This window comes from Pseudomonas sp. EA_65y_Pfl2_P74 (genome assembly GCF_963970575.1).
GTDB lineage: Bacteria > Pseudomonadota > Gammaproteobacteria > Pseudomonadales > Pseudomonadaceae > Aquipseudomonas > Aquipseudomonas baetica_A.
Map to the genome: position 1 here is coordinate 19,558 of NZ_CAXAOQ010000030.1, position 21,294 is coordinate 40,851.

The window sequence follows — 21,294 nt, forward strand, 5'->3', positions numbered from 1 at the left end:
AGGAAAAAAGATCAGGCTTCGGTCAGGTACCAGCGCCAGTCCTGCTCACCCACTTCGGCCATGAACTGCCGGTACTCCGCACGTTTCACTGCCAGATACACCCCAAGAAATTCCTGCCCCAGCGCATCCCGTGCCCACGCCGAATTTTCCAGCGCCGTGAGCGAGGTCAGCCAGTCGGTCGGCAGCAATTCTTTCGCCTGCGCATACCCATTGCCTTGCACCGGTTCGCCCGGATCGATGACTTCTTTTATGCCGCGATGAATGCCCGCCAGGATCGCCGCCGCTGCTAGATACGGGTTGGCGTCGGCGCCGCAGATGCGATGTTCGATGTGCCGGGTATTGGCCGGACCGCCCGGCACGCGCAGGCTGACGGTGCGGTTATCGACGCCCCAGGTCGGCGCCAAAGGCGCGTAGCTGTTGGCCTGAAAGCGCCGGTAGGAGTTGGCGTTCGGGCAGAACAGCAGCAGCGAATCGAGCAAGGATGCGAGCATCCCGCCAATTGCCGTACGCAGCAGCGGCGTGCCGGCAGGGTCTTCGGAGGCGAACAGGTTGCGCCCCTCGGCGTCAGCGAGGCTGACGTGCATGTGCATGCCCGTGCCGGCCAGATCATCGAACGGTTTGGCCATGAATGTCGCTTGCATGCCGTGCTTGTGCGCGATGGCTTTGACCAGCCGTTTGTAGCGCACCGCCTGATCCATCGCCTCCAGAGCGTCGCCGTGTTCAAGGGTGATTTCCACTTGCCCCGGTGCGTATTCCGAGATCGCCGTGCGCGCCGCAATGCCGTGCAGTTTGCAGGCGCTGTAGAGGTCGGCGAGAAACGGTTCGATCTGCTCCAGCTCACGTAAGCCGTAGACCTGAGTGTGTCGCGGTCGCCCACCGTCGGCATCCAGCGCCGGTTGCGGACGGCCGTTGTGATCGCGTTTCGCGTCGAGCAGGTAGAACTCCAGTTCGCAGGCCATGATCGGGTTATAACCCTCGGCCTTGAGGCCGTCGATGACCTTGATCAGCAAGTGACGCGGGTCGGCGATGCTCGCTGGCATGCCTTCGCTTGGGTGCATGCTGACCTGCACCGCCGCCGTCGGAATCTGCCGCCACGGCAAGCGCACCAGGCTGCCTTGCAGCGGGTAGGCGCGGCAGTCGATATCGCCGACGTCCCACACCAGCCCCGAGTTTTCGACGTCGTCACCCTGTACGGTCAGGCCAAGGATGGTGCTTGGCAATGGACGGCCGCTCTCGTACACGGCGAGCAGCTCTTCGCGGTGCAGAAGCTTGCCGCGCGGCACGCCGTTGGCGTCGAGGATGAACAGCTCGATCATGTCGATATCGGGGTTCTGTTCAAGGAACAGGCGTGCGTCTTCAATGGCTGCGAATTTCATAATCAATCACTCACGATGGCGCCGCACAGGCGCGCAGAATCGGTCCGGACGCAGCTCGGCATTAGGCGCGGGCGTCCTGGCAGGTATATCAAGGAGTAGGGGGCTGTCGCGGCTTCTTTCAGGCGCGATCAGACAGGCAGGGCGATATCCGGCGGGCGTGCGGAGTGACGCAGCTTGGAACGGCGCAGGGCCATGGGGAGATTGACGATACGATTCATGCGCGGCCCCTGTGAGGGAGGGCGCACTTAGCGGAGACGTTCAACGAGTTTCGTTGTTGTGGTGACGTACTCATAACGCGTGTTTCCGTTGGCGGAAAACGTCGGTGGCGGGACTGACCCGCCGACCGGTGTGCCCGGATAGTAAGGGGCAATCCACGGGCGTGTAAACGGGAGATTGGCTGGCTGCGTTTCAGCCCATCAAGTGAAAGGCCAGCCCGGCAAGGGCGCAAACGATCAGCACAGTGATCACGCCACGCTTGAAAACGAACAATGCCAACGCCGCTGCAACCGCCAGCGTCACCGAGAAAAAGTCCATGTGCCCGGCAAAGCCGTTCGGCCAGAACACGTGGTAGGCAAAGAAGCACGCCAGATTCAGAATCACCCCCACCACCGCTGCGGTGATGGCGGTCAACGGAGCGGTGAACTTCAGCTCGTTGTGAGTCGACTCCACCAATGGCCCGCCAGCGAGGATGAACAGGAACGAGGGCAGGAAGGTAAACCACGTCACCAGCGTCGCCGCCAACGCGCCAGCGGCGAATGCATGTTCCGGGCCGAACGCCGGTTGCACATAACCACCGATAAAGCCGACAAACGCCACCACCATGATCAGCGGTCCCGGCGTGGTTTCGCCCAAGGCGAGGCCGTCGATCATCTGCGTTGGTGTCAGCCATCCGTAATGCCCGACGGCGCCCTGATAGACGTAGGGCAGCACCGCATAGGCCCCGCCAAAGGTGAGCAACGCCGCTTTGGTGAAGAACCAGCCCATTTGTGTGAAGGTGCCGTCCCAGCCCAATAGAGCGGTCAGCAACGCCATCGGCAAACACCAGAGCGCTGCACCGATCAGCATGATTCTCAGCAATTTGTGCAGGCTGAATCGTGCGTGCTCGGGTGTCGGGGTGTCGTCATCGATCAGCGCGGCGCCGAAGGATTTTCCGCCGCTGCGCTGGGCGTCGTTAGCGAAGCGCCGGGGCGCCATTCGCCCACCGAAATAACCGATCACTGCGGCGCCAAGCACGATCAACGGAAACGGCACATTGAAGGCAAAAATCGCCACGAAAGAGGCGCCGGCAATGGCCCATAGCCACGCGTTTTTCAACGCCCGCGAACCGATGCGGTGGGCCGCGTGCAGGACAATCGCCGTGACCGCCGGTTTGATCCCGTAAAACACCCCGGCCACTGCCGGCAGATCACCGAAGGCGATGTAGACCCACGACAGTGCAATCAGGATGAACAGCGACGGCAAGACAAACAGCACACCCGCGATCACACCGCCCCAGGTTCGGTGCAGCAGCCAGCCGATGTAGGTCGCCAGTTGCTGGGCCTCAGGGCCGGGCAGCAACATGCAATAGTTGAGTGCGTGGAGGAAACGTCTCTCGCAAATCCAGCGCCGGCGTTCGACCAGTTCCTGATGCATGATCGCGATTTGCCCGGCCGGGCCGCCGAAACCGATGCAGCCAAGCTTGAGCCAGAAGCGCCAGGCATCGCGCAGGCTGACCGGGTCGGGGCGAGGTAGATCTTTGGGCGTTGTACTCAAGCGTGGCTCCTGAGGTGAATCCGTGGGGAGCGGCTATCTAATCAGGCTTTTGTGACGCAGTGCCAGACAGTTTGAGAATCCAGCATCTGGCTCCGACCTTGTGGCGCAGCCGCCCGCTGTACGGCGCAGCCTTCGCTGTCCTTGCACAACCGCACATGCAATGCGATCCCGTTTACGCCGATGAGTGACGGTTCAGCCGCCGGTCATGTTCATGAACCGCACGACCTGAACGTCGTCGTTCACTTCAAAATTGTGCCGATACGGCTTGAGCTTCATGGCTTCGATGATGGCTTTCTCCAGCCGTTGCGGTTGCCCAGGGTGGGCGCGCAGCACTGCTTTCAAATCCACCGAATGCTCGTTACCCAGACACAACAGCAAGCGCCCCTCGACAGTCAGCCGCACCCGATTGCAGGTGCCACAGAAGTTGTGGCTGTGCGGCGAGATGAACCCCAGGCGAATGTCCGGTGCCTCGGCCAGCCGCCAGTAGCGCGATGGACCTTGAGTCGATTCGGCAGAGTCGATCAGGGTATAGCGCTCGGCGATCTTTTCGCGCACCTGCGCGCTTGAGAAAAACGACTCCGCCCGGCTGTGCTCGCTGATGATCCCCAGGGGCATCTCTTCGATGAAGGAGACATCCAGCTGACGGTCGATGGCGAAACTCACCAGATCGTTGATCTCTTGATCGTTGCGGCCCTGCATCACCACGACGTTGAGTTTTGTTCGGGTGAAACCGGCCTTGCGCACAGCATCGATACCGTCGATCACCTGAGCCAGATCGCCGGTGCGGGTCATCTGTTTGAAACGCTCGGGGTTGAGGCTGTCGAGGCTGACGTTGAGACGTTTGACCCCGGCATCGAACAGCGGCGCGGCGAGTTTGCCCAGTTGCGAGCCGTTGGTGGTCAGGCACAGTTCGCGCAGGCCGGGCAGGGCGGCGATCTGCTCGCACAACTTGACCACGCCCGGGCGGATCAGCGGCTCGCCACCGGTGAGGCGGATCTTGCGGGTGCCCAGGGCGACGAAGCTTTGCGCCAGTTGATGGATTTCTTCCAGCGTCAGTACCTGTTGCCGGGGCAGGAACTGCATGTCTTCGGCCATGCAATAGACGCAGCGGAAATCGCAGCGGTCAGTGACTGACATGCGCAAATAGTCGACGCGGCGGTTGTAACCATCGATCAGGACGCGTTCTGACATGACAGCCTCGCAGGAATGAGAAATCCGCGATTAACGGAACAAGACCGCGCAGGTTATGGACAACGTTGTGTGGCGTCCAATCACTGTTAATGAACGGCTGATTGATTCTGTCGATGATCAGATATTTCTTGCCCGCGGGGTTATGAATAGCAATCAGACAATGTGCGCAGGGTGAATAAGTACCCACGAACCAATACACCCCCATCCCCTGTGCGGGCTTGCTCGCGAAAGCGTCAGGTCAGGCAACATCGATGCCGGATGTGTCGGCCTCTTCGTGAGCAAGCCCACTCCCACCTTGAACCGTGGTCAACCGCAAATCTTCGCCAATCCACCAACCCCCCTGTGGGAGCGGGCTTGCTCGCGAAAGCGTCATGTCAGGCAACATCGATGCTGAATGTGCCGGCCTCTTCGTGAGCAAGCCCACTCCCACCCTGAATCGTGGTCAACCGCAAATCCTCATCAATCCACCAATCCCCCTGTGGGAGCGGGCTTGCTAGCGAAAGCGTCAGGTCAGGCAACATCGATGCTGAATGTGCCGGCCTCTTCGTGAGCAAGCCCACTCCCAGCCTGAATCGTGGTCAACCGCAAATCTTCGCCAATCCACCAACCCCCCTGTGGGAGCGGGCTTGCTCGCGAAAGCGTCAGGTCAGGCAACATCAATGCTGAATGTGTCGGCCTCTTCGTGAGCAAGCCCACTCCCAGCCTGAATCGTGGTCAACCGCAAATCTTCGCCAATTCACCAACCCCCCTGTGGGAGCGGGCTTGCTCGCGAAAGCGTCATGTCAGGCAACATCGATGCCGGATGTGTCGGCCTCTTCGTGAGCAAGCCCACTCCCACCTTGGATCTGCGGTGCAGACACATTCTGCGAAAAAACATGGCCTGCGTGTTGTGATCGCTGATCTAGCCTTTTCTGAACTCAAATCATCAACAAGGCAAAGGAATGCCCCAACGATTCTCGTCACATCGCCTGCGAACCGGCCGTTATTGCGAAAACAACCGAATCTACCTTCTAACCGCCAATACCTTGGGGCGTGAGCCGGTGTTCAAGGATTACAGGCTCGGCCGATTGATCGTGAACCAGTTCAGACAAGCACAGCAGGAGGGCTTTGCTGAAACATTGGCGTGGGTGGTCATGCCGGACCATTTCCACTGGCTGATCCAGTTGCAAAAAGGAACATTGGACCCATTGATGTGCCAGGCCAAATCCTTGAGTACTCGTTCAATCAACAAGGCGACCGGCAGAACGGGGAGTCTTTGGCAGCCAAGCTTCCATGATCATGCGTTGCGACGGGAGGAGGATTTAGTGAAGCTGGCCCGCTATGTAGTCGCCAATCCCTTAAGGGCAGGGCTGGTGGAAAAGCTTGGTGATTACCCGCTATGGGATGCAATCTGGGTTTGACCTACGGATATGGCCAGACACAGATTCTCCATCCAGCGACGACCTACTGTGGGAGCGGGCGTCAGGTCAGGCAACATCGATGCTGGATGTGTCGGCCTCTTCGTGAGCAAGCCCGCATTTGATCTGCGTTGCTATTGAGCACCAAACATCGTGGTCCAGTAGATGCCTGCATCGCTTTTCGGGTCGGTCGCGTAAGCGGCGCCGAGTTCCTTGTATTGCGGGTTCATCAGGTTGGCGCAGTGGCCAGGGCTGGCGAGCCAGCCGTCGACGACTTTGCGCACACTGTCCTGGCCAGCGGCGATGTTTTCACCGACCCGTTGACCGCTGTAACCCGCGAGTTCTGCGCGGTCGCCCGGTGTGCGGCCGTCGCGGTCCTTGTGGTCGAAGTAGTTCTTGTTGGCCATGTCGCGGCTGTGATCCTGGGAGACAGTGCCCAAGGTGGCGTTCCAGGCCAGCGGCGGGGCAGCGCTAAAGGCCTGGCCGCCGCACTGACGTGGCTGACGGCGGGCGACATTGAGTTGCTCCAGCAGTTTCTGGCCCTCACTTTGTGCATCGCCCAGCTTGGCTGACAACAGCGGTCGCGCCAGCACAATGCGCCAATCACGATCGGCGCGACTGACGCCGATATCGACGAACTGCGGATCCAGCACCACCTGACAGAAACTTTCCTGAATCGCCTTCATCGCCGCCCCCGCATCCCGTGGGCCGTTGAGGGTGATCGCTTGAACCTTGTTCATTGGGTAACTGGCGCTCACCATGGCCTGCTGCAAATCGACGGCGCCGCTGGCCGGCAGGATCAGGCGCGGATCACTCGACAGTGGCGGTAGTTCGTTGGAGGCCTGGCTGCCGCAACGTTGTGGTTCGCTGCGGTATTTATTGATCGACTCGATCAGTTGCGACTCATCGGTGGCCATGGCCGAGGCGGCAAAGGCCATGCCTGCGGTCAACGCGGCAACGCGTAAAACGGATGGCATGAAGCGCATGGAAATCTCCCTTGAGCTGAGTGCGCCCATGATGCGCGAAACGCCCCCGGTGGGTGCAATGTCTTTTTCTTCATTCGGTGGTTTTTTCAGCGGAACGTTACCCGCGATTTTGCCGTCTACACTCAGCCAAGGCCCCGGAAACCGGGGGGCTCCCCTGCGTAACACCTTGCCCGACTCGGGCCCTGCCGGAAGAACTGACATGGGATTGAAATGGTTGATTGGCTGCTTCGCGTTAACCCTGTTAGCCAACGTTGCAATGGCCACCGATCAGGCGCCGATCCAGGCCAAGGCCGAAGAAAAAGCCCAAGTGCTGGAAGAGAAAGCCGCGGACAAAGTCAGCGCTGCTCCGGCGCCAAAATCCGAAGCGATCACCCCAACTGAAGTGCAAGCAGTGGACCCGGCCGGCGCCGCGCCGCTGGATGATCCCATCACCTGCCTGGCGCGCAGCATCTACTGGGAAGCCAAAGGCAAGGACACCCCGCAAATGGAAGCCGTGGCCAGCGTGGTGATGAATCGTCTTGGCCACGAAGGGTTTCCGGACACGGTTTGCGCCGTGGTGAAACAGGGGTCGGAAGCTAAAACCTGCCAGTTTTCCTGGTGGTGCGATGGCAAGCCGGATCAGGTCAAGGAAGACGCCGAATATGCGCAGGCAAAGGAAATCGCCGGCAAGGCGTTGAACCGTCAGCTCAAGGATCGCACCCACGGCGCGTTGTATTTCCACGACCGCAACGTGCATCCCGGTTGGGCCAAGGCCTACCGTAAAACTGCCGAGACAAAAAAATTCCTGTTCTATAAACCCGCTGGCGGCGATGCGCGTTAGGCGCAGACTTCCCGCACGCAGTTGCGCAGCCATCGATGTGCCGGGTCGGCGTCCATTCGCGGATGCCAAAGCATTGAGACGCTGACTGGGGGCATTTCGAAGGGCAGGGCAAAACTGTGCAGGCCCTTGCGCAGCTTGCTGGTGTGACGTTCCGGGACGGTGGCAATCAGGTCTGATTCGCGCACCAGCGTCAGTGCCGCTGAGAACCCGCCGAATGAAGTGACGATGTCACGCGTCAGCCCCGAGGCGAGCAACGCCTCGTCTACCGGGCCGCTGCTGCGCCCGCGTCTTGAGATGAGAATGTGCTGGCCGCCGGCAAAGCGCTTGGCGCTGATCTTGCCCGAACTCAAGGGGTGCTCCTGACGTACCACCCCGATCCAGCGATCCTCAAACAGGATTCGGCTGTGCAGCGTCGGGTCGGTGCTGTCATCGACCACGCCGGTCTCCAGATCCACCCGGCCTTCGCGCAAGGGTGTGCTGTCCTTGTCGGCTTTTTGCACAAAGCGCAGGCGCACGCCGGGAGCCTCTTCAGCGATACGGGCGAGCAGGGCGGCGGCAAAGGTTTCGACAAAGCCATCGGTGTTGCGCAAGGTGAAGGTGCGTTGCAACTGGCCGGGATCAAGCCCCTTGGCAGGCCGCAACATGGCCTCGGCTTCTTGCACCAGAGGGCTGACCCGTTCGCGCAATTCAAGCGCGCGCGGCGTCGGCACCAGGCCCCGACCCGCGCGCACCAGCAACGGATCCCCAGTGGTTTCACGCAAACGGGCAAGGGCGCGGCTCATGGCCGAAGGGCTCAGTTGCAGGCATTTGGCGGCGCGGGCGACGCTGCCTTCGCGCAGCAGCACATCGAGGGTGATCAGCAGGTTAAGATCCGGCGCGGTCATGACATGGCGTTCTGTGCAGGTATCGAGTGCAAATCATGCGTCTTGCGCCTTGTGTTGTCGAGACTCACGCTATGGCTCACGACCTTTGCCCTGTGAGCGCGCCATGCCCCGACAACCCTTGAACACCCAAGCCCGCTGGGCCCTGTCCAGCCTCGCGCTGTCGATGTTGATGCCGTCGCTGGACACCAGCATCGCCAACGCCGGGTTGCCGGCATTGGCGGCGGCGTTTGATGCGACGTTTCAACAGGTGCAGTGGATCGTTCTGGCTTACCTGTTGGCGATTACCATATTGATTGTCAGCGTTGGGCGTCTGGGAGATGGCATCGGTCGACGTCGATTGCTGTTGATCGGCATCGGTATTTTTACCAGCGCATCGTTGTGCTGCGCGCTGGCCCCGGGGCTGGGCTGGCTGATCGGCGCGCGGGCAGTGCAAGGCCTTGGCGCGGCGATCATGTTCGCATTGACCGTCGCGCTGGTGGCTGACGCAGTGCCCAAGGCGCGGGCGGGCAGTGCGATGGGGTTGCTGGGTACGATGTCGGCCACCGGTACCAGCCTCGGGCCGGCGCTGGGGGGGCTGTTGATGTCGCATGTCGGCTGGCAGTCGATATTTGTGCTCAACGTGCCATTGGGTTTGCTCAACGCGTGGCTGGTGTATCGCTATCTGCCGGCGGATCGGGCAGCAGGGCCGCGTGTTGCGTTTGACGGGCTCGGTACAGGCGTGTTGGTGTTGACGCTGGCAGCCTACGCGCTGGCGATGACACTGGAGGAGGGCACGCTGGGGTTGCTGCTGATCAGCCTGTGCGGCGCAGGATTGTTCATTGTGGTCGAGATGAAAGCCAAGGCGCCGCTGATTCGCCTGTCACTGTTCGCCGACCCGCGCCTGAGCGGCAGTCTGGCGATGACGTTACTTGTGGCCACCGTGATGATGACCACCCTGGTGGTCGGGCCGTTTTACCTCAGCCGCGGGTTGGGCCTCGCCAGCACCGTGGTCGGATTGGTGTTGTCGGTCGGGCCACTGTCGGCGGCGCTCGGCGGCGTGCCGGCCGGGCGTCTGGTGGATCGCTTCGGTGCCCGGCGGGTGGTGCCGGGGGCGTTGCTCGGGATGATCGGTGGCTGCGCTGTGCTTGCACTCTTGCCAATGAGCCTCGGTGTGCTGGCATACGTGTTGCCGATGACGCTGATCGCCGGCAGTTACGCGCTGTTCCAGGCGGCCAACAATACCGGGTTGATGGCGACGGTCAGTCAGGATGAACGCGGCGTGGTGTCGGCGCTGCTCGGGCTGGCGCGCAATCTGGGATTGATCACGGGCGCGGCGGCCATGGGGGCGCTGTTTGCCATGGCTTCCGGTAATCCGACCCTGGCGCCTGCGGCGGTCATCGCCAGTGGAATGCACATCACCTTCGGCGTCGCCACGGTGCTGATGGCCATGGCTCTGATCATCAGCCGAATCGGGTTCAACGGTGGGCGCGGGCGTGCTCGCGAAGGCGTTGGCCCCGTCAACCTGTCTGGTGATTGACACACAGCCTTCGCGAGCAGGCCCGTTCCCACAGGAGCGCCGTGGGGGGCGTTAGCTGGCGTGGCTACCCAGAATGCTCGCCACCTGCTGCGGCTGACAGTTGAGGTACGGCGACTTTTTCAGCCAACGCTGATCCGGATACCAGGAGAACATGAACTGGCCGTTCTTGAGTTTATCGATCACCTGCCTGGCAATCTGAGGTCGCACTGCCGGGCAACCCTGGCTACGGCCGATACGGCCCTGACGCTTGCTCCACAACGGATTCACGTAATCGGCGGCGTGGATCACGATCGCGCGATCGCGCGCCATGTCATTGAAACCCGGTTCCAGGCCGTCCATGCGTAACGAATAGCCGTGGGTGCCTTCGTAACTTTCCTGCGTGCGGAACAGGCCCAGGCTGGATTGATAACTGCCTTCGCGATTGGAGAACTGCGTGGCGAAGTTTTCTCCGGAATTGGAGCCATGGGCGACCAGGTCGCGCAGCACCAGTTTTTTCCGGGTCAGATCGAAAATCCACAGTCGGCGCGCGGTGGACGGTTGCGAATAATCGATGATTGCCAGGTGGCGAGACGGTTTCGCACCGTTGCTGACGGCGCATTTCATGGCGTTCAAGGCACCTTTCAGCGCTTGGGGATTGAGTTCTGGCGCGGCGTGCGCGAGGCTGGTGAAGAGCACCGGCGATGGTTTGCCGGCGGCGAAAGCTGGGCTGGTCACGGCGACAAGCGTCGCGCTGGTCAGCAAAAGTCGGCGCAAAAACGTCAACATTTATAAAGTGTCCTCACTGGCTACTTATTTGGCACTTTGGCTCCTGACTCCCAGTCATAACCTGCAAGCCCGCAGATCGGGCCTGACTGTTCAGCGCACCTGATGTAAGGTTGGCCATCATCAAGATGGCCATGGATTGGAGTAAAGCAGTTGTTCAAAAAGTACGCATGCTACTTGAGCATTTGTTTGCTCGCTGCGCCGTTTGTCGCTTGTGCCGATGATTCGTTGCCGCCCTTGCAGACGCTGCCCACGCCGCCGGCCGAAATGCCCGTCGAGCCGCAAAGCCCGTTGCAGGCTGTGCTGATCGGTCTGCCACACGCATGCCCGGCCATCGCCGCGCACCTCAACGGCCCCGCACTGGAGCGACTCAACGCCTTTTATCAGCAGCAGGACTGGATGCCGGTGTGGGCCAGTGAGTCCGGGCGGTTGCAGGCCTTGCACGGGCAATTGCAGTTGTTGGCCGACGATGGTCTCAACCCGAACCGCTACCCGGTCGCGATGACCCCGCCCCAGGATGGCGAGTTATGCGCCGATATCGATATCAGCCGCTATTACCTGCAAGCCTTGCAGGATCTGCATTTCGGTCGATTGCTGCAATCTCATTTCGAGCCGCTCTGGCGTGCCGACGATACGCCGCGCGACCGTCAGACTGAATTGCTCGCAATCGCCGTACCGGGGCTAAATGACCTTCGCGCAGCGTTCGACCTCGCACGTCCGCATCTGGCGCAGTACCAGAGCCTGCGTCAGCTCTACGCCGCGCAACGGCTCAAAGCCTTGCCACAATGGCCGTCAGTCGGCAGCGGACCGCTGCTGCGCCCGGCCATGGAAGACAAGCGTGTGCCGGATCTGGCGCTGCGCCTCTATAGCGAGGGTTATCTGGCCGACTACATCGCCCCCCCCGCCAATGCCTACGACGATGTGCTGGTGGAGGCGGTGAAAAACTTTCAAACCAATCATTCGTTGCAGGCTGATGGTGTGGTGGGGCCGGGGACAATTGCCGAACTCAATATCAGCCCGCTGGCCCGCCGAGACCAATTGCGGGTCAACCTCGAACGGTTCCGTTGGCTGGCGCAAGACATCGAGCCCAATGGCCTGCTGGTCAACGTCGCCGCTGCCGAACTGACGCTGTATCAGGGCGGCAAACCCGTGTGGCAGACCCGCACGCAAGTCGGTCGCGCCGAACGCCAGACGCCGCTGCTCAAGTCGCGCGTTACGCGCCTGACCCTGAACCCGACCTGGACCGTGCCGCCGACCATCTGGAAGGAAGACAAGTTGCCGGCGATCCGCAAGGATCAGACGTTCCTCAGCCGCCAGAACCTGCAAGTGCTCGATGCCAACGGTCAGCCCTTGGCGGCAGCCGACATCGACTGGGATAACCCCGGCAATATTCTGCTGCGTCAGGACGCCGGGCCGCGCAACCCGCTGGGGCAGATGGTCATCCGCTTCCCCAACCCGTTCTCGGTGTACCTGCACGACACGCCGAGCAAGGCGCTGTTCGACAAGGGGCCGCGAGCATTCAGCTCCGGCTGTGTGCGGGTCGAGCACCCGATGCAACTGCGCGACCTGCTGCTCACCCCGGCAGAAAGGGCCCGCACCGAGACCTTGCTCGCCACGGGCACCACCCATGAGTTTCGCTTGGCGGCGCCGGTGCCGATCCTGATGACCTACTGGACGGTGCAAGTCGACAGCGCGGGCCATGTGCGCTATTCGCCCGACATCTACAGCCGTGACGGCGCATTGCTGGCGGGGCTGGACAGGGCGCATTAAGCGTCTGCGGGTGCTTGGTTTTCTGAGCACCCGCGTTGCCGGTCAGCATGGCCCACAAAAAACGGATCTATTTCCATGCGACGACTTCCCTCATTGGCGGCCTTGCGCACGTTTGAATGTGCCGCCCGCCACGCGCATTTCGGTCGAGCGGCGGCGGAGTTGTGTGTCACCGACAGCGCCGTCAGCCATCAGATTCGCCAGCTCGAAGAACAGCTCGGCGTGTCGCTGTTTATCCGTGAAGGCCGACAGATTCGTCCGACCATCGCTGCCGGACGCCTGATGCAAAGCCTGCAGCAGGCCTTCGAACTGATGGGCGATGCCTGCGATGAGTTGCGCGATCCGTCGTCGCTGGCGGTCCTGCGCCTGGCTGTCACCGCTGAGCTTGCACAAAAGTGGCTGATGAGTCGCCTCTCCGATTTCTATGCACGCTATCCGCACATCACTTTGCACCTCTATGAACAACCCATCGACGCGAGTGCACCGGGCGAGGACATCGACCTGGCCATCACTTACGGTACCGGCCCGGTGGACAGCAGCGCCTACTTCGTCCGGCCTTTGCCCGACCTGCAATTCTTCCCGGTGTGCAGCCCTGGCCTGTTCAATCAGGGCAGTCTGAAAACGCCCAAGGACCTGACGCGCCACTGCTTGTTGCACGACGACCAGGACGGCAAGACCTGGACTGCATGGCTGACCCGCCACGCCGGCGATCAGCGCCCGGAGCGTCAGCTGTATTTCGCCCATGCCGGGTTGGCGCTGGAGGCCGCCGCGCAAGGGCAGGGCGTGGCGATGGGCGACAACCTCACCGCGCAGGAAGACTTGCAGAGTGGCCGACTGGTGCGTCCCTTCACATCGAGCATGACGGCTCTGGGCCAATACGCGCTGGTTTGCGAGCGCTTGCGGCTAGAGCGTCCGGCCGTGGCGCAGATGCTGGAATGGTTCAACGATCAACTGGCCGATTGATGAGTTGAATTCAACTGTTCCGAAATAATCATCGTTGGCGGGCCAACGCCCTGCGACCTTAGCCTGTGGTCATTCCCATCCCGAAGACGAGGTTTGACCATGGCACGTTTGCTCGACTCCACCCCCAAACACGACGGCTTCCGTCTGCCTGGCGAATTCGAAGCCAAGTCCGGCTGCTGGCTCGGCTGGCCGGAACGCACCGATGTCTGGCGCAACGGCGCCAAGCCTGCGCAGAAAGTCTGGGTGCAGATCGTCACCGCCATCTCCCGCAGCGAACCGGTCACCGTGTGTGCCAGCGCCGCGCAATTCGCCACCGCCCGCCGCCAGTTGCCACCCCAGGTGCGCGTGGTCGAGATGACCTGCAACGACACCTGGTTCCGCGACAGTGGCCCGTGCTTTGTGGTCAATGATCAGAGCGGCGAAGTGCGTGGCGTCGATTTCGAATTCAATGCCTATGGCGGACTCGACGGCGGGCTGTATTACCCGTGGGACAAGGACGACCAGATCGCCAGCAAGATCCTTGAGATCGAGCGTTTCGACCGCTATCGCGCGCCGTTGATTGCCGAGCTCGGCGGGATTCAGAGCGACGGCCAGGGCAGCATCCTCACCACCGAACAGTGCCTGCTCAACCGCAATCGCAACCTGCATCTGGGCAAGGACGAAGTCACCCGGCGCCTGACCGATTACCTCGGTGCCGAACAGGTGATCTGGCTGCCACGCGGGTGCAAGTTCGATGAAACCGATGGCCATGTCGACGACCTCGCCTGTTTCGTTCGTCCCGGCGAAGTGGTCTTGCAGTGGACCGACAACCGTGATGATCCGCAGTGGGAAATCTACCAGGAAGCCTACGACATCCTGCGCAGCACCCGCGACAGTCGTGGCCGTGAGTTGATCGTGCACAAACTGCCGCAACCGGACGTGCTCGAATGGACCGCCGAAGAGGCCGAAGGTCTCGATCAGCAGGACAGTACCCACACCCGTCAGGCCGGCACGAAAATCTGTGCTTCGTACATCAACTATTACGCCGGCAATAGTTCGATCGTGGTGCCGCTGTTTGGTGATCGTCAGGACAAAGTCGCGCTGGCGACGCTGGCCCAATTGTTCCCGCAGCACAAGATCGTCGGCATCGAAAACTCCCGGGAAATCCTCCTCGGCGGCGGCAACGTCGCGTGCATCACCATGCCGCAATACGCCGGCCTGAAAAAAGGAGCCTGAGCATGGGCCTGCACAAACTGACTCAAGCGTTAATGCTGGTGCTTGCACCCCTGTGTGTGCAGGCCGCCGACACCGACAAACTGGTGGTCAATCTGTACATCTGGGGCGAATACCTGGCCCCGGATACGTTGAAGAATTTTGAGGCGAAAACCGGCATTCGTGTGGTGGCCGATCACTTTGATTCGCTGGAAACCGTCGAAACCAAACTGCTCACCGGACGCAGCGGTTATGACCTGGTATTGACCGCCGGCCAGCACTTGTCGCGGGCCATCCAGAGCGGCGCGATACAGCCGCTGGACAAGGCCCGAGTGCCGCATTTCGCCGGAGTGGGTGAGGAGTTTCGCCAGCACATGGCGGTGTTCGATCCGGGCAATCGTTATGCAGGGATCTACGCTTGGGGCACCACCGGTGTGGGTTATCAGGAAGAGGCGATCAAACAGCGTCTGCCCGATGCGCCGACAGACAGTTGGGCCATGCTGTTCGATCCTGCGGTGGTGTCGAAATTCGCCGATTGCGGGGTCAGTCTGCTCAACGATCCCAACGAAGTGTTCGCCGCCGTCATGAAGTACATGGGGCTGGACATCAACCGGCAGAATCTCGATGACTTGAAATTGGCCGAGCAGCAACTGGCGAAGATCCGCCCGTACATTCGTTACTTCGACAATGACCTGAACATCAGCGACCTGGCCAATGGCAACACCTGTGTGGCGATGTCATGGAACGGCAACGTCGCCATCGCCGCGGGGCAGGCGCAGGCAGCCAACAAGCCGTTTACGCTGAGTTACCGGATACCGAAACAGGGCACGCTGATCTGGTTCGACGCCATGGTCATTCCCAAGGATGCGCCGCATCCGCAGGCCGGGCTCGCGTTGATGGACTACCTGATGACCCCCGAGGTGATTGCGCCGATCACCGACACCATTCACTACGCCAATGCGATTACCGCGGCCGATGGGTTGGTCGATGCGGCGATTCGTCATGATCCGGGGACGTATCCCTCTGCACAGGTCAGGGCTTCGCTGTACAGCAAGAATGACAATGGCAAGGCGTTCAATCGGGCGTTGATTCGGGCATTCAGCCGGTTGAAGTCTGGCCTGTAAATGGGCGTTAAATCGACTGATGTCTTCGCGAGCAGGCTCGCCCCCACAGGAAACTGCATTACAAATGTGGGAGCAGGCTTGCTCGCCAAGAACGATAACGCCGTCTACGACTTGGGCACCCGCCACAAATACCACGCGGCCACCGTCCGAAACGGACGCCAGTGCACCCCGATCTCAACCATCTGCTTGCGCGTCGGCTGCTCCTCCAGCCCCTTCAAACGCCGGTAGCCTTCACGCACGCCAAAGTCGTCCGCCGGCAAAATGTCCATCCGTTCCAGGCTGTAGATCAGTAGCATCTCCACCGTCCAGCGCCCGATTCCGCGCAGGCTGACGAGCCGCTCGATCAGCGCCTCATCATCCATCGCCAACGCCGTGGCGTAATCTGGCACCACGCCGTCCAGCGTGGCTTGGGCGATGCCCTGAATCGTCGCAATCTTGCCTGCGGAAAACCCGCAGCCACGGATGCGATCAACATCGGTCGCCAGCATCTGCTCCGGCCGAGGAAACGATTGCCCGGGAAACAACCCGACCAATCGCCCGACAATTGCATCCCCGGCCTTGGCATGCAGTTGCTGATAGGCAATCGAGCGCACCAGCGACTCGTAGGGATCCCGCGCTGGATAAGGTTGATGCAGGCAAGGGCCGACAGTGGCGACGAGCCGCTGCCAATCGGTATCGATTGAGGCCAAAAACGCACTGGCTGTGCGATAAACATTCGCCATGCTAATTCAGCAAGTCATCGATTTCAGGAGTGTTCATCGAGATTCCTTTTGCTGGCTGAGTCCAATCGTTAGAAAAGCCAAGGCTGCGTGAGTTGTCGCGCCGCGTTTTCGAGCCTCAGCAGAAAGGCCTTGCGTGGTTGTCCTCCACCATACCCGGTGAGCGAGCCATCCGCGCCGATCACCCGATGGCAAGGCACCACAATGGCCAGACGGTTGTGCCCGTTGGCCAGGCCGACAGCGCGACTGGCGCCGGGTTTGCCCAAACCGGCAGCAATCGCGCCGTAGGTGGTGGTGTGGCCGTAGGGGATTTGCAGCAGTGCCGACCAGACCTGGCGGGCGAACTCGCTGCCGGGCAGGTGCAACGGTACGCTGAACGTGCTGAGGTTGCCTGCAAAGTAGTCGGCCAGTTGTTGTTCGATTTGCTGTAGCGGCGCGTTGTGCCCCGGTGCGACCGCATAGCCATATCGGCTCTGCAACTCTTCGACTTCCCGTGTCAGCGCTGGCCGATCAAGAAACTCCAGCAACACCAGCCCACGGCGCTCAGCCATGGCAATCATCGGCCCCAGCGGTGTGGTCAGCCGGGTAAACAGCAACGGTTCACTGTTGGCTGCGCGACCGGGCGTGATGTGGAACGACTTCTGAAACGCATCACGAAAACCGCTCAGCGATTCATAGCCGGAATCGAACGCCGCGTGGTCGATGGAGGTGCCTTGCTTGATTCCGCCCAGCGCCATACCGAGTCGGCGGGTGCGCAACCAGGCATGGAAGGTCATGCCGAAATGCTGCTTGAACCAGCGCCGCAATTTCAGCGGCTCGATGCCTTCGGCGAGCAGTTGCGCATCGCTCCAGCGCACCTCCGGATCGGCATCCACGGCTTTGAGCACGCTTTGTACCCAGTCCGGCGCAATGGCCGCCGCGTCCAGCGGTTTGCAGCGCAGACAGGCGCGATAACCGGCGGACATGCACTCGTCGGCATGGGCGAAGAATTCGACGTTCTCAGGTTTCGGCTTGCGCGCCGTGCAACTGGGGCGGCAGAAGATCCCGGTGGTTTTCACGGCCGTGAAGAACACGCCTTCATAAGCAGTGTCGCGTTCGAGCATGGCGCGAACCATCTCGGCGTGGGGCGGCAGGACAGTGGTTTGTATGTTCATGGCGTGAGAGTAAAACCAGTTTGTCGATGGCTCCACCGAAAAATCGACAGTGAATTTTTTTATATTTGCAGCACAATCACCGGGCCGCTGAATGTGAGGAATCAAACCCATGCAACCGTTCGTCATCCAACACATCGATCACATCGTCCTGCGCGTTGCGAACCTGCAACGCAGCATCGAGTTCTACGGCCAGGTGTTCGGCGCCGAAGTGGTCAAGCGTAACGAGCCGTTGGGGCTGGTGCACTTGCGTGCCGGCACCTCAATGATCGACCTCGTCGACCTGCAGGGCGAACTTGGCCGCAAGGGCGGCGGGGCGGCCGGGGCCGAGCGGCGCAACGTCGATCACTTCTGCCTGCGCATTGAACCGTTCAATGAGGACGCGCTGACTGCGCATTTGCAGTCTTTCGGGCTGACCGTGGGAAAAGCCGCCAACCGCTTCGGTGCCGAGGGCTACGGCCTGTCCCTGTACTGCTTTGATCCGGACGGCAATCAGGTCGAACTCAAAGGCCCGTGTGAGATTTAAGCGCGTTTCGCCTTCAACAGCGCCGAAGTCGCCCTCGACAACTGCCTGCGCAACAACGGTTACAGGGCCTGGCGAACTATTGGCCCATCGCCGTCGTGGTACCACGGGCAGGGGCGTTGGTCAGTCCGGTCGAACTTTCCGGATACCGAACCGCTCAGAAACAATCTGAGGCGTCCCTTTTGGCGAAAAAATTGATCCTTGCGGTCAGAAAAGGCGATTGGCGTGTAAGATTTCGCCCAATGTCTCTCCAAACCCCGCCTGGCCCCAAGTGGCCCCACCAAGAGCGATCTACATGCAAGCAAAGCCCCGTGAGGTTTATGTGCCACCGGTGTTGCAAGACCTACGAGCCGGGACTGCCGAGTTGCATATCGCGCTGGAAAAGCGTCTGCCTTTTTTCTCCGACGCCCTTGATGTGCCCGCCTTTAAGCGGCTGATCCAGGCCTATTACGGCTTTTATTTACCGCTGGAAAGCGCGTTGCGGGACAGCGATGCGATTCCCGCCGATTTCGATCTGTCACCACGCCTCAAAGCCCAGACACTGCACAGCGACCTGAAAGCCCTGGGGGATTGCGGGGCGGCGATCGACAGCTTGCCGATGTGTCAGCGGTTGCCACTGATCGACTCAAGCGCCACCAGCCTTGGCGTGTTGTACGTGCTTGAAGGCGCGACCCTGGGCGGGCAGATTCTGCGCCGGGAAATCGCCAGCCGTTTGGGCCTTGAAGCGCAAAACGGTGCCGCGTTTCTTGATGTTTACGGCGCCGCCACCGGTCGCCGCTGGCGCGAGTTCATTGAATACCTGGGCAGTCGCCCAATGCCCACCGCCGAACGCGAAGCCGTTGTGCTGGCGGCGCAAAACACATTCAGCTGTTTCGAGCGCTGGCTCGATAGCCGGGAGGTACTGGCATGAGCCCGCAAGACAAAGAAGCTTTTGAAAAACTGTTGGACAACTGTGCCGACGAGCCGATTCGTTTCCCTGGCGCCATCCAGCCCCACGGTTTGTTGCTGACCCTGAGCGAGCCTGCGCTGAACATCATTCAGGTCAGCGCCAACGTCGACACCTTGCTGGCCCGCACACCAGAGGATCTGATCGGCCTGCCGCTTGAGCACCTGATTGGCGACGCGCCAGCCCAGACCGTGCGCCAAGCGTTGCTGCAGTCGGCATTCTTCGATGCCCCGCCGCTGCATTTCCAGCTCAATGGCACTGCGTTCGAAGGTCTGCTGCACCGCCATCAGGGCGTGCTGATTCTGGAGCTGGAAATCCACGTCGAAAACTTCCAGCCGCGCAACGTGGCCGGCAGACAGACCCACCTGGGGCGGATGCTTCAGCGCTTGCAAGCCGCCACTACGCTGCAGGCGCTGTACGACATCAGCGTCAAGGAAATCCAGGCCATGACCGGTTACGACCGGGTGCTGATCTACCGTTTCGAGGAGGAAGGGCACGGCCAGGTGATCGCCGAAGCCTCATCGCCGTCGATGGAAGTGTTCAACGGCCTGTTCTTCCCGGCCTCCGACATTCCCGAGCAGGCTCGCGAGTTGTACCGCACCAATTGGCTGCGGATCATCCCTGACGCTGACTATCAGCCAGTGCCGCTGGTGCCGAAGCTGCGTCCCGATACGCACACCCCCCTGGACCTGAGCTTTGCCACGCTGCGCAGCGTGTCGCCGATCCACTGCCAGTACATGAAGAACATGGGCGTGCTGTCATCGATGAGCATCTCGTTGCTCAAAGGCGACAAACTGTGGGGCTTGATCAGTTGCGGCAACCGTCAGCCGCTGCACGTTCCACACGACCTGCGCATGGCTTGCCAGACTATCGGTCAGGTTCTGTCACTGCAGATCAGTGCGATGGAAGCGCTGGAACTCAGCCGCCAGCGTGAAGAAAAAGTCGACGCTTTGGCGTTGCTCAATCAGGCGATGATCGACTCGCCGCAAAATGTTTTCGACGGGTTGGCGAACCAGCCGCAAGTGCTCATGGCGCTGACCAACGCTGGTGGTATCGCCATCATTGAAGACAATCAGTTGCACCGTTACGGTCACTGCCCGGAACCGGAAGAAATCCGTGCGCTGCACAAATGGCTGCAAGGCACCGGTGAGCCGGTATTTGCCAGCCATCACCTGGCCAGCGTTTACCCGCCAGCCGCGCACTATCAACAGGTGGCCAGCGGCGTGCTTGCCATGAGCCTGCCAAAACCGGTGGATAACGGCGTGCTGTGGTTCCGTCCGGAGGTTAAAGAAAACATCAACTGGAGCGGCGACCCTCACAAGCCGCTGGATCTGGAAAACTCCGACGCTGGTTTGCGCCTGCGCCCGCGTACCTCGTTCGAAATCTGGAAGGTCGAGATGGCCGGTATCTCCACCAAGTGGAGCCACGGCGATCTGTTCGCCGCCAACGATCTGCGTCGTTCGGCGCTGGAAAATGACTTGGCCCGACAGGTATGCCGCGAACAGGAAGCGGTGCGCGCCCGCGATGAACTGGTCGCAGTGGTGTCGCACGATCTGCGCAATCCGATGACGGTTATCTCGATGCTCTGCGGCATGATGCAGAAGGCTTTCAGCTCCGACGGCCCGCACACTTCGCGCCGAATCTCCACGGCCATCGACACCATGCAACAGGCCGCCGGACGTATGAACACGTTGCTGGAAGACCTGCTCGATACCTCGAAAATCGACGCCGGGCGCTACGTCATCACGCCACAGAAACTCGATGTCGGGCAGATGTTCGAAGAGGCGCAAGCATTGCTCGCACCTTTGGCACTGGACAAGGACATCAGCATTTCCTTCGAGGCAGACCCCGATCTGCGCATCCACGCCGACCCCGAGCGATTGTTTCAAGTGCTGTCGAATCTGGTCGGCAATGCGATCAAGTTCACCCCGCGCTTGGGCACGGTCGGCGTCCATGCCAAATTGGTCGGCGATGAAATTGTCTTCACCGTGCGTGACAGCGGCGAGGGGATTCCCAGTGAAAACCTGCCCCATGTATTCGACCGTTACTGGACAGTGAAAGAGGGCAATCCGACGGGCTCAGGCCTGGGTTTGTACATCACCCAAGGCATCGTCGAGGCGCATGGCGGACGTATCGTTGCCGAGAGTGAGCCAGGGCAGGGCAGTGAGTTCCGCTTTACGGTGCCGCGTCTGGATTGATCGCAGGGGCATTTTCTTCAATACCGTG

General features: G+C 60.9%; 18 protein-coding genes. 10 read left to right on the forward strand and 8 right to left on the reverse strand.

From position 1 onward, the window contains the following. Window positions 1–11: 11 nt before the first annotated feature. The 3 genes from AACY18_RS21975 to moaA all read right to left on the reverse strand — a co-directional run bounded on the left by AACY18_RS21975 (window position 12) and on the right by moaA (window position 4,319). Window positions 12–1,376, reverse strand: coding sequence for a glutamine synthetase family protein (locus AACY18_RS21975; protein ID WP_339433234.1), 1,365 nt, complete (start codon window positions 1,374–1,376; stop codon window positions 12–14). A gap of 408 nt (window positions 1,377–1,784) precedes the next feature. Continuing rightward, window positions 1,785–3,128: a chromate efflux transporter gene (chrA, locus tag AACY18_RS21980; protein ID WP_339466108.1), complete on the reverse strand. Its 1,344-nt coding sequence runs from the start codon at window positions 3,126–3,128 to the stop codon at window positions 1,785–1,787. 192 nt (window positions 3,129–3,320) lie between these two features. Beyond that, window positions 3,321–4,319, reverse strand: a complete 999-nt coding sequence (gene moaA / locus AACY18_RS21985) for a GTP 3',8-cyclase MoaA (protein ID WP_339433232.1) — start codon at window positions 4,317–4,319, stop codon at window positions 3,321–3,323. 941 nt (window positions 4,320–5,260) lie between these two features. Here moaA and AACY18_RS21990 point away from each other — a divergent pair. After that, complete coding sequence (locus AACY18_RS21990) at window positions 5,261–5,719, forward strand: REP-associated tyrosine transposase (protein ID WP_339433231.1); 459 nt, start codon at window positions 5,261–5,263, stop codon at window positions 5,717–5,719. A 131-nt stretch (window positions 5,720–5,850) separates the two neighbouring features. Here AACY18_RS21990 and AACY18_RS21995 read toward each other — a convergent pair whose 3' ends face one another. Further along, window positions 5,851–6,702: a CAP domain-containing protein gene (locus AACY18_RS21995; RefSeq protein WP_339433230.1), complete on the reverse strand. Its 852-nt coding sequence runs from the start codon at window positions 6,700–6,702 to the stop codon at window positions 5,851–5,853. A 199-nt stretch (window positions 6,703–6,901) separates the two neighbouring features. On the opposite strand from AACY18_RS21995, the gene AACY18_RS22000 reads away from it, so the two are divergent. Further along, window positions 6,902–7,522, forward strand: a complete 621-nt coding sequence (locus AACY18_RS22000) for a cell wall hydrolase (RefSeq protein ID WP_339433229.1) — start codon at window positions 6,902–6,904, stop codon at window positions 7,520–7,522. Here AACY18_RS22000 and AACY18_RS22005 read toward each other — a convergent pair. Continuing rightward, window positions 7,519–8,406, reverse strand: coding sequence for a LysR family transcriptional regulator (locus AACY18_RS22005; RefSeq protein ID WP_339433228.1), 888 nt, complete (start codon window positions 8,404–8,406; stop codon window positions 7,519–7,521). The two genes, AACY18_RS22000 and AACY18_RS22005, sit on opposite strands and share 4 nt — an antisense overlap. 103 nt (window positions 8,407–8,509) lie before the next feature. Here AACY18_RS22005 and AACY18_RS22010 point away from each other — a divergent pair, with 103 nt between their 5' ends. Then, window positions 8,510–9,922 (forward strand): MFS transporter, encoded by a 1,413-nt coding sequence (locus AACY18_RS22010; RefSeq protein ID WP_339466110.1) that lies wholly within the window; start codon window positions 8,510–8,512, stop codon window positions 9,920–9,922. A gap of 51 nt (window positions 9,923–9,973) precedes the next feature. Here the strand turns inward: AACY18_RS22010 and AACY18_RS22015 are convergent, their stop codons facing one another. Next, on the reverse strand, window positions 9,974–10,687 hold the full coding sequence (locus AACY18_RS22015) for a murein L,D-transpeptidase catalytic domain family protein (protein ID WP_339466112.1): 714 nt from the start codon (window positions 10,685–10,687) through the stop codon (window positions 9,974–9,976). A gap of 150 nt (window positions 10,688–10,837) precedes the next feature. On the opposite strand from AACY18_RS22015, the gene AACY18_RS22020 reads away from it, so the two are divergent. From AACY18_RS22020 to AACY18_RS22035, 4 genes are all read left to right on the forward strand, one after another. Continuing rightward, window positions 10,838–12,454 (forward strand): L,D-transpeptidase family protein, encoded by a 1,617-nt coding sequence (locus AACY18_RS22020; protein WP_339433225.1) that lies wholly within the window; start codon window positions 10,838–10,840, stop codon window positions 12,452–12,454. A gap of 75 nt (window positions 12,455–12,529) precedes the next feature. Continuing rightward, window positions 12,530–13,414 (forward strand): LysR substrate-binding domain-containing protein, encoded by an 885-nt coding sequence (locus AACY18_RS22025; RefSeq protein ID WP_339433224.1) that lies wholly within the window; start codon window positions 12,530–12,532, stop codon window positions 13,412–13,414. Between the two features lie 99 nt (window positions 13,415–13,513). Beyond that, on the forward strand, window positions 13,514–14,629 hold the full coding sequence (gene aguA / locus AACY18_RS22030) for an agmatine deiminase (RefSeq protein ID WP_339466114.1): 1,116 nt from the start codon (window positions 13,514–13,516) through the stop codon (window positions 14,627–14,629). 2 nt (window positions 14,630–14,631) lie between these two features. Beyond that, the gene (locus AACY18_RS22035) at window positions 14,632–15,729 is read left to right on the forward strand and encodes an extracellular solute-binding protein (protein WP_339466116.1); all 1,098 of its coding nucleotides are present in this window, start codon (window positions 14,632–14,634) and stop codon (window positions 15,727–15,729) included. Window positions 15,730–15,833: 104 nt separating this feature from the next. Here the strand turns inward: AACY18_RS22035 and AACY18_RS22040 are convergent, their stop codons facing one another. Together AACY18_RS22040 and AACY18_RS22045 are read right to left on the reverse strand one after the other, a co-directional pair. Continuing rightward, window positions 15,834–16,451: a DNA-3-methyladenine glycosylase family protein gene (locus AACY18_RS22040; protein ID WP_339466118.1), complete on the reverse strand. Its 618-nt coding sequence runs from the start codon at window positions 16,449–16,451 to the stop codon at window positions 15,834–15,836. 68 nt (window positions 16,452–16,519) lie between these two features. Next, window positions 16,520–17,602, reverse strand: coding sequence for a bifunctional transcriptional activator/DNA repair enzyme AdaA (locus AACY18_RS22045; RefSeq protein ID WP_339433220.1), 1,083 nt, complete (start codon window positions 17,600–17,602; stop codon window positions 16,520–16,522). Window positions 17,603–17,711: 109 nt separating this feature from the next. On the opposite strand from AACY18_RS22045, the gene AACY18_RS22050 reads away from it, so the two are divergent. The 3 genes from AACY18_RS22050 to AACY18_RS22060 all read left to right on the forward strand — a co-directional run bounded on the left by AACY18_RS22050 (window position 17,712) and on the right by AACY18_RS22060 (window position 21,266). Further along, a complete protein-coding gene (locus AACY18_RS22050) occupies window positions 17,712–18,125 on the forward strand; it encodes a VOC family protein (protein ID WP_339433219.1) in 414 nt (137 codons plus the stop codon). Between the two features lie 292 nt (window positions 18,126–18,417). Beyond that, entirely contained in the window at window positions 18,418–19,032 is a 615-nt protein-coding gene (locus AACY18_RS22055) for a biliverdin-producing heme oxygenase (protein WP_339466119.1), read from the forward strand. Beyond that, window positions 19,029–21,266 (forward strand): ATP-binding protein, encoded by a 2,238-nt coding sequence (locus AACY18_RS22060; RefSeq protein ID WP_339433217.1) that lies wholly within the window; start codon window positions 19,029–19,031, stop codon window positions 21,264–21,266. The genes AACY18_RS22055 and AACY18_RS22060 overlap by 4 nt, the downstream gene beginning before the upstream one ends. The last annotated feature ends 28 nt before the right edge of the window (window positions 21,267–21,294 follow it).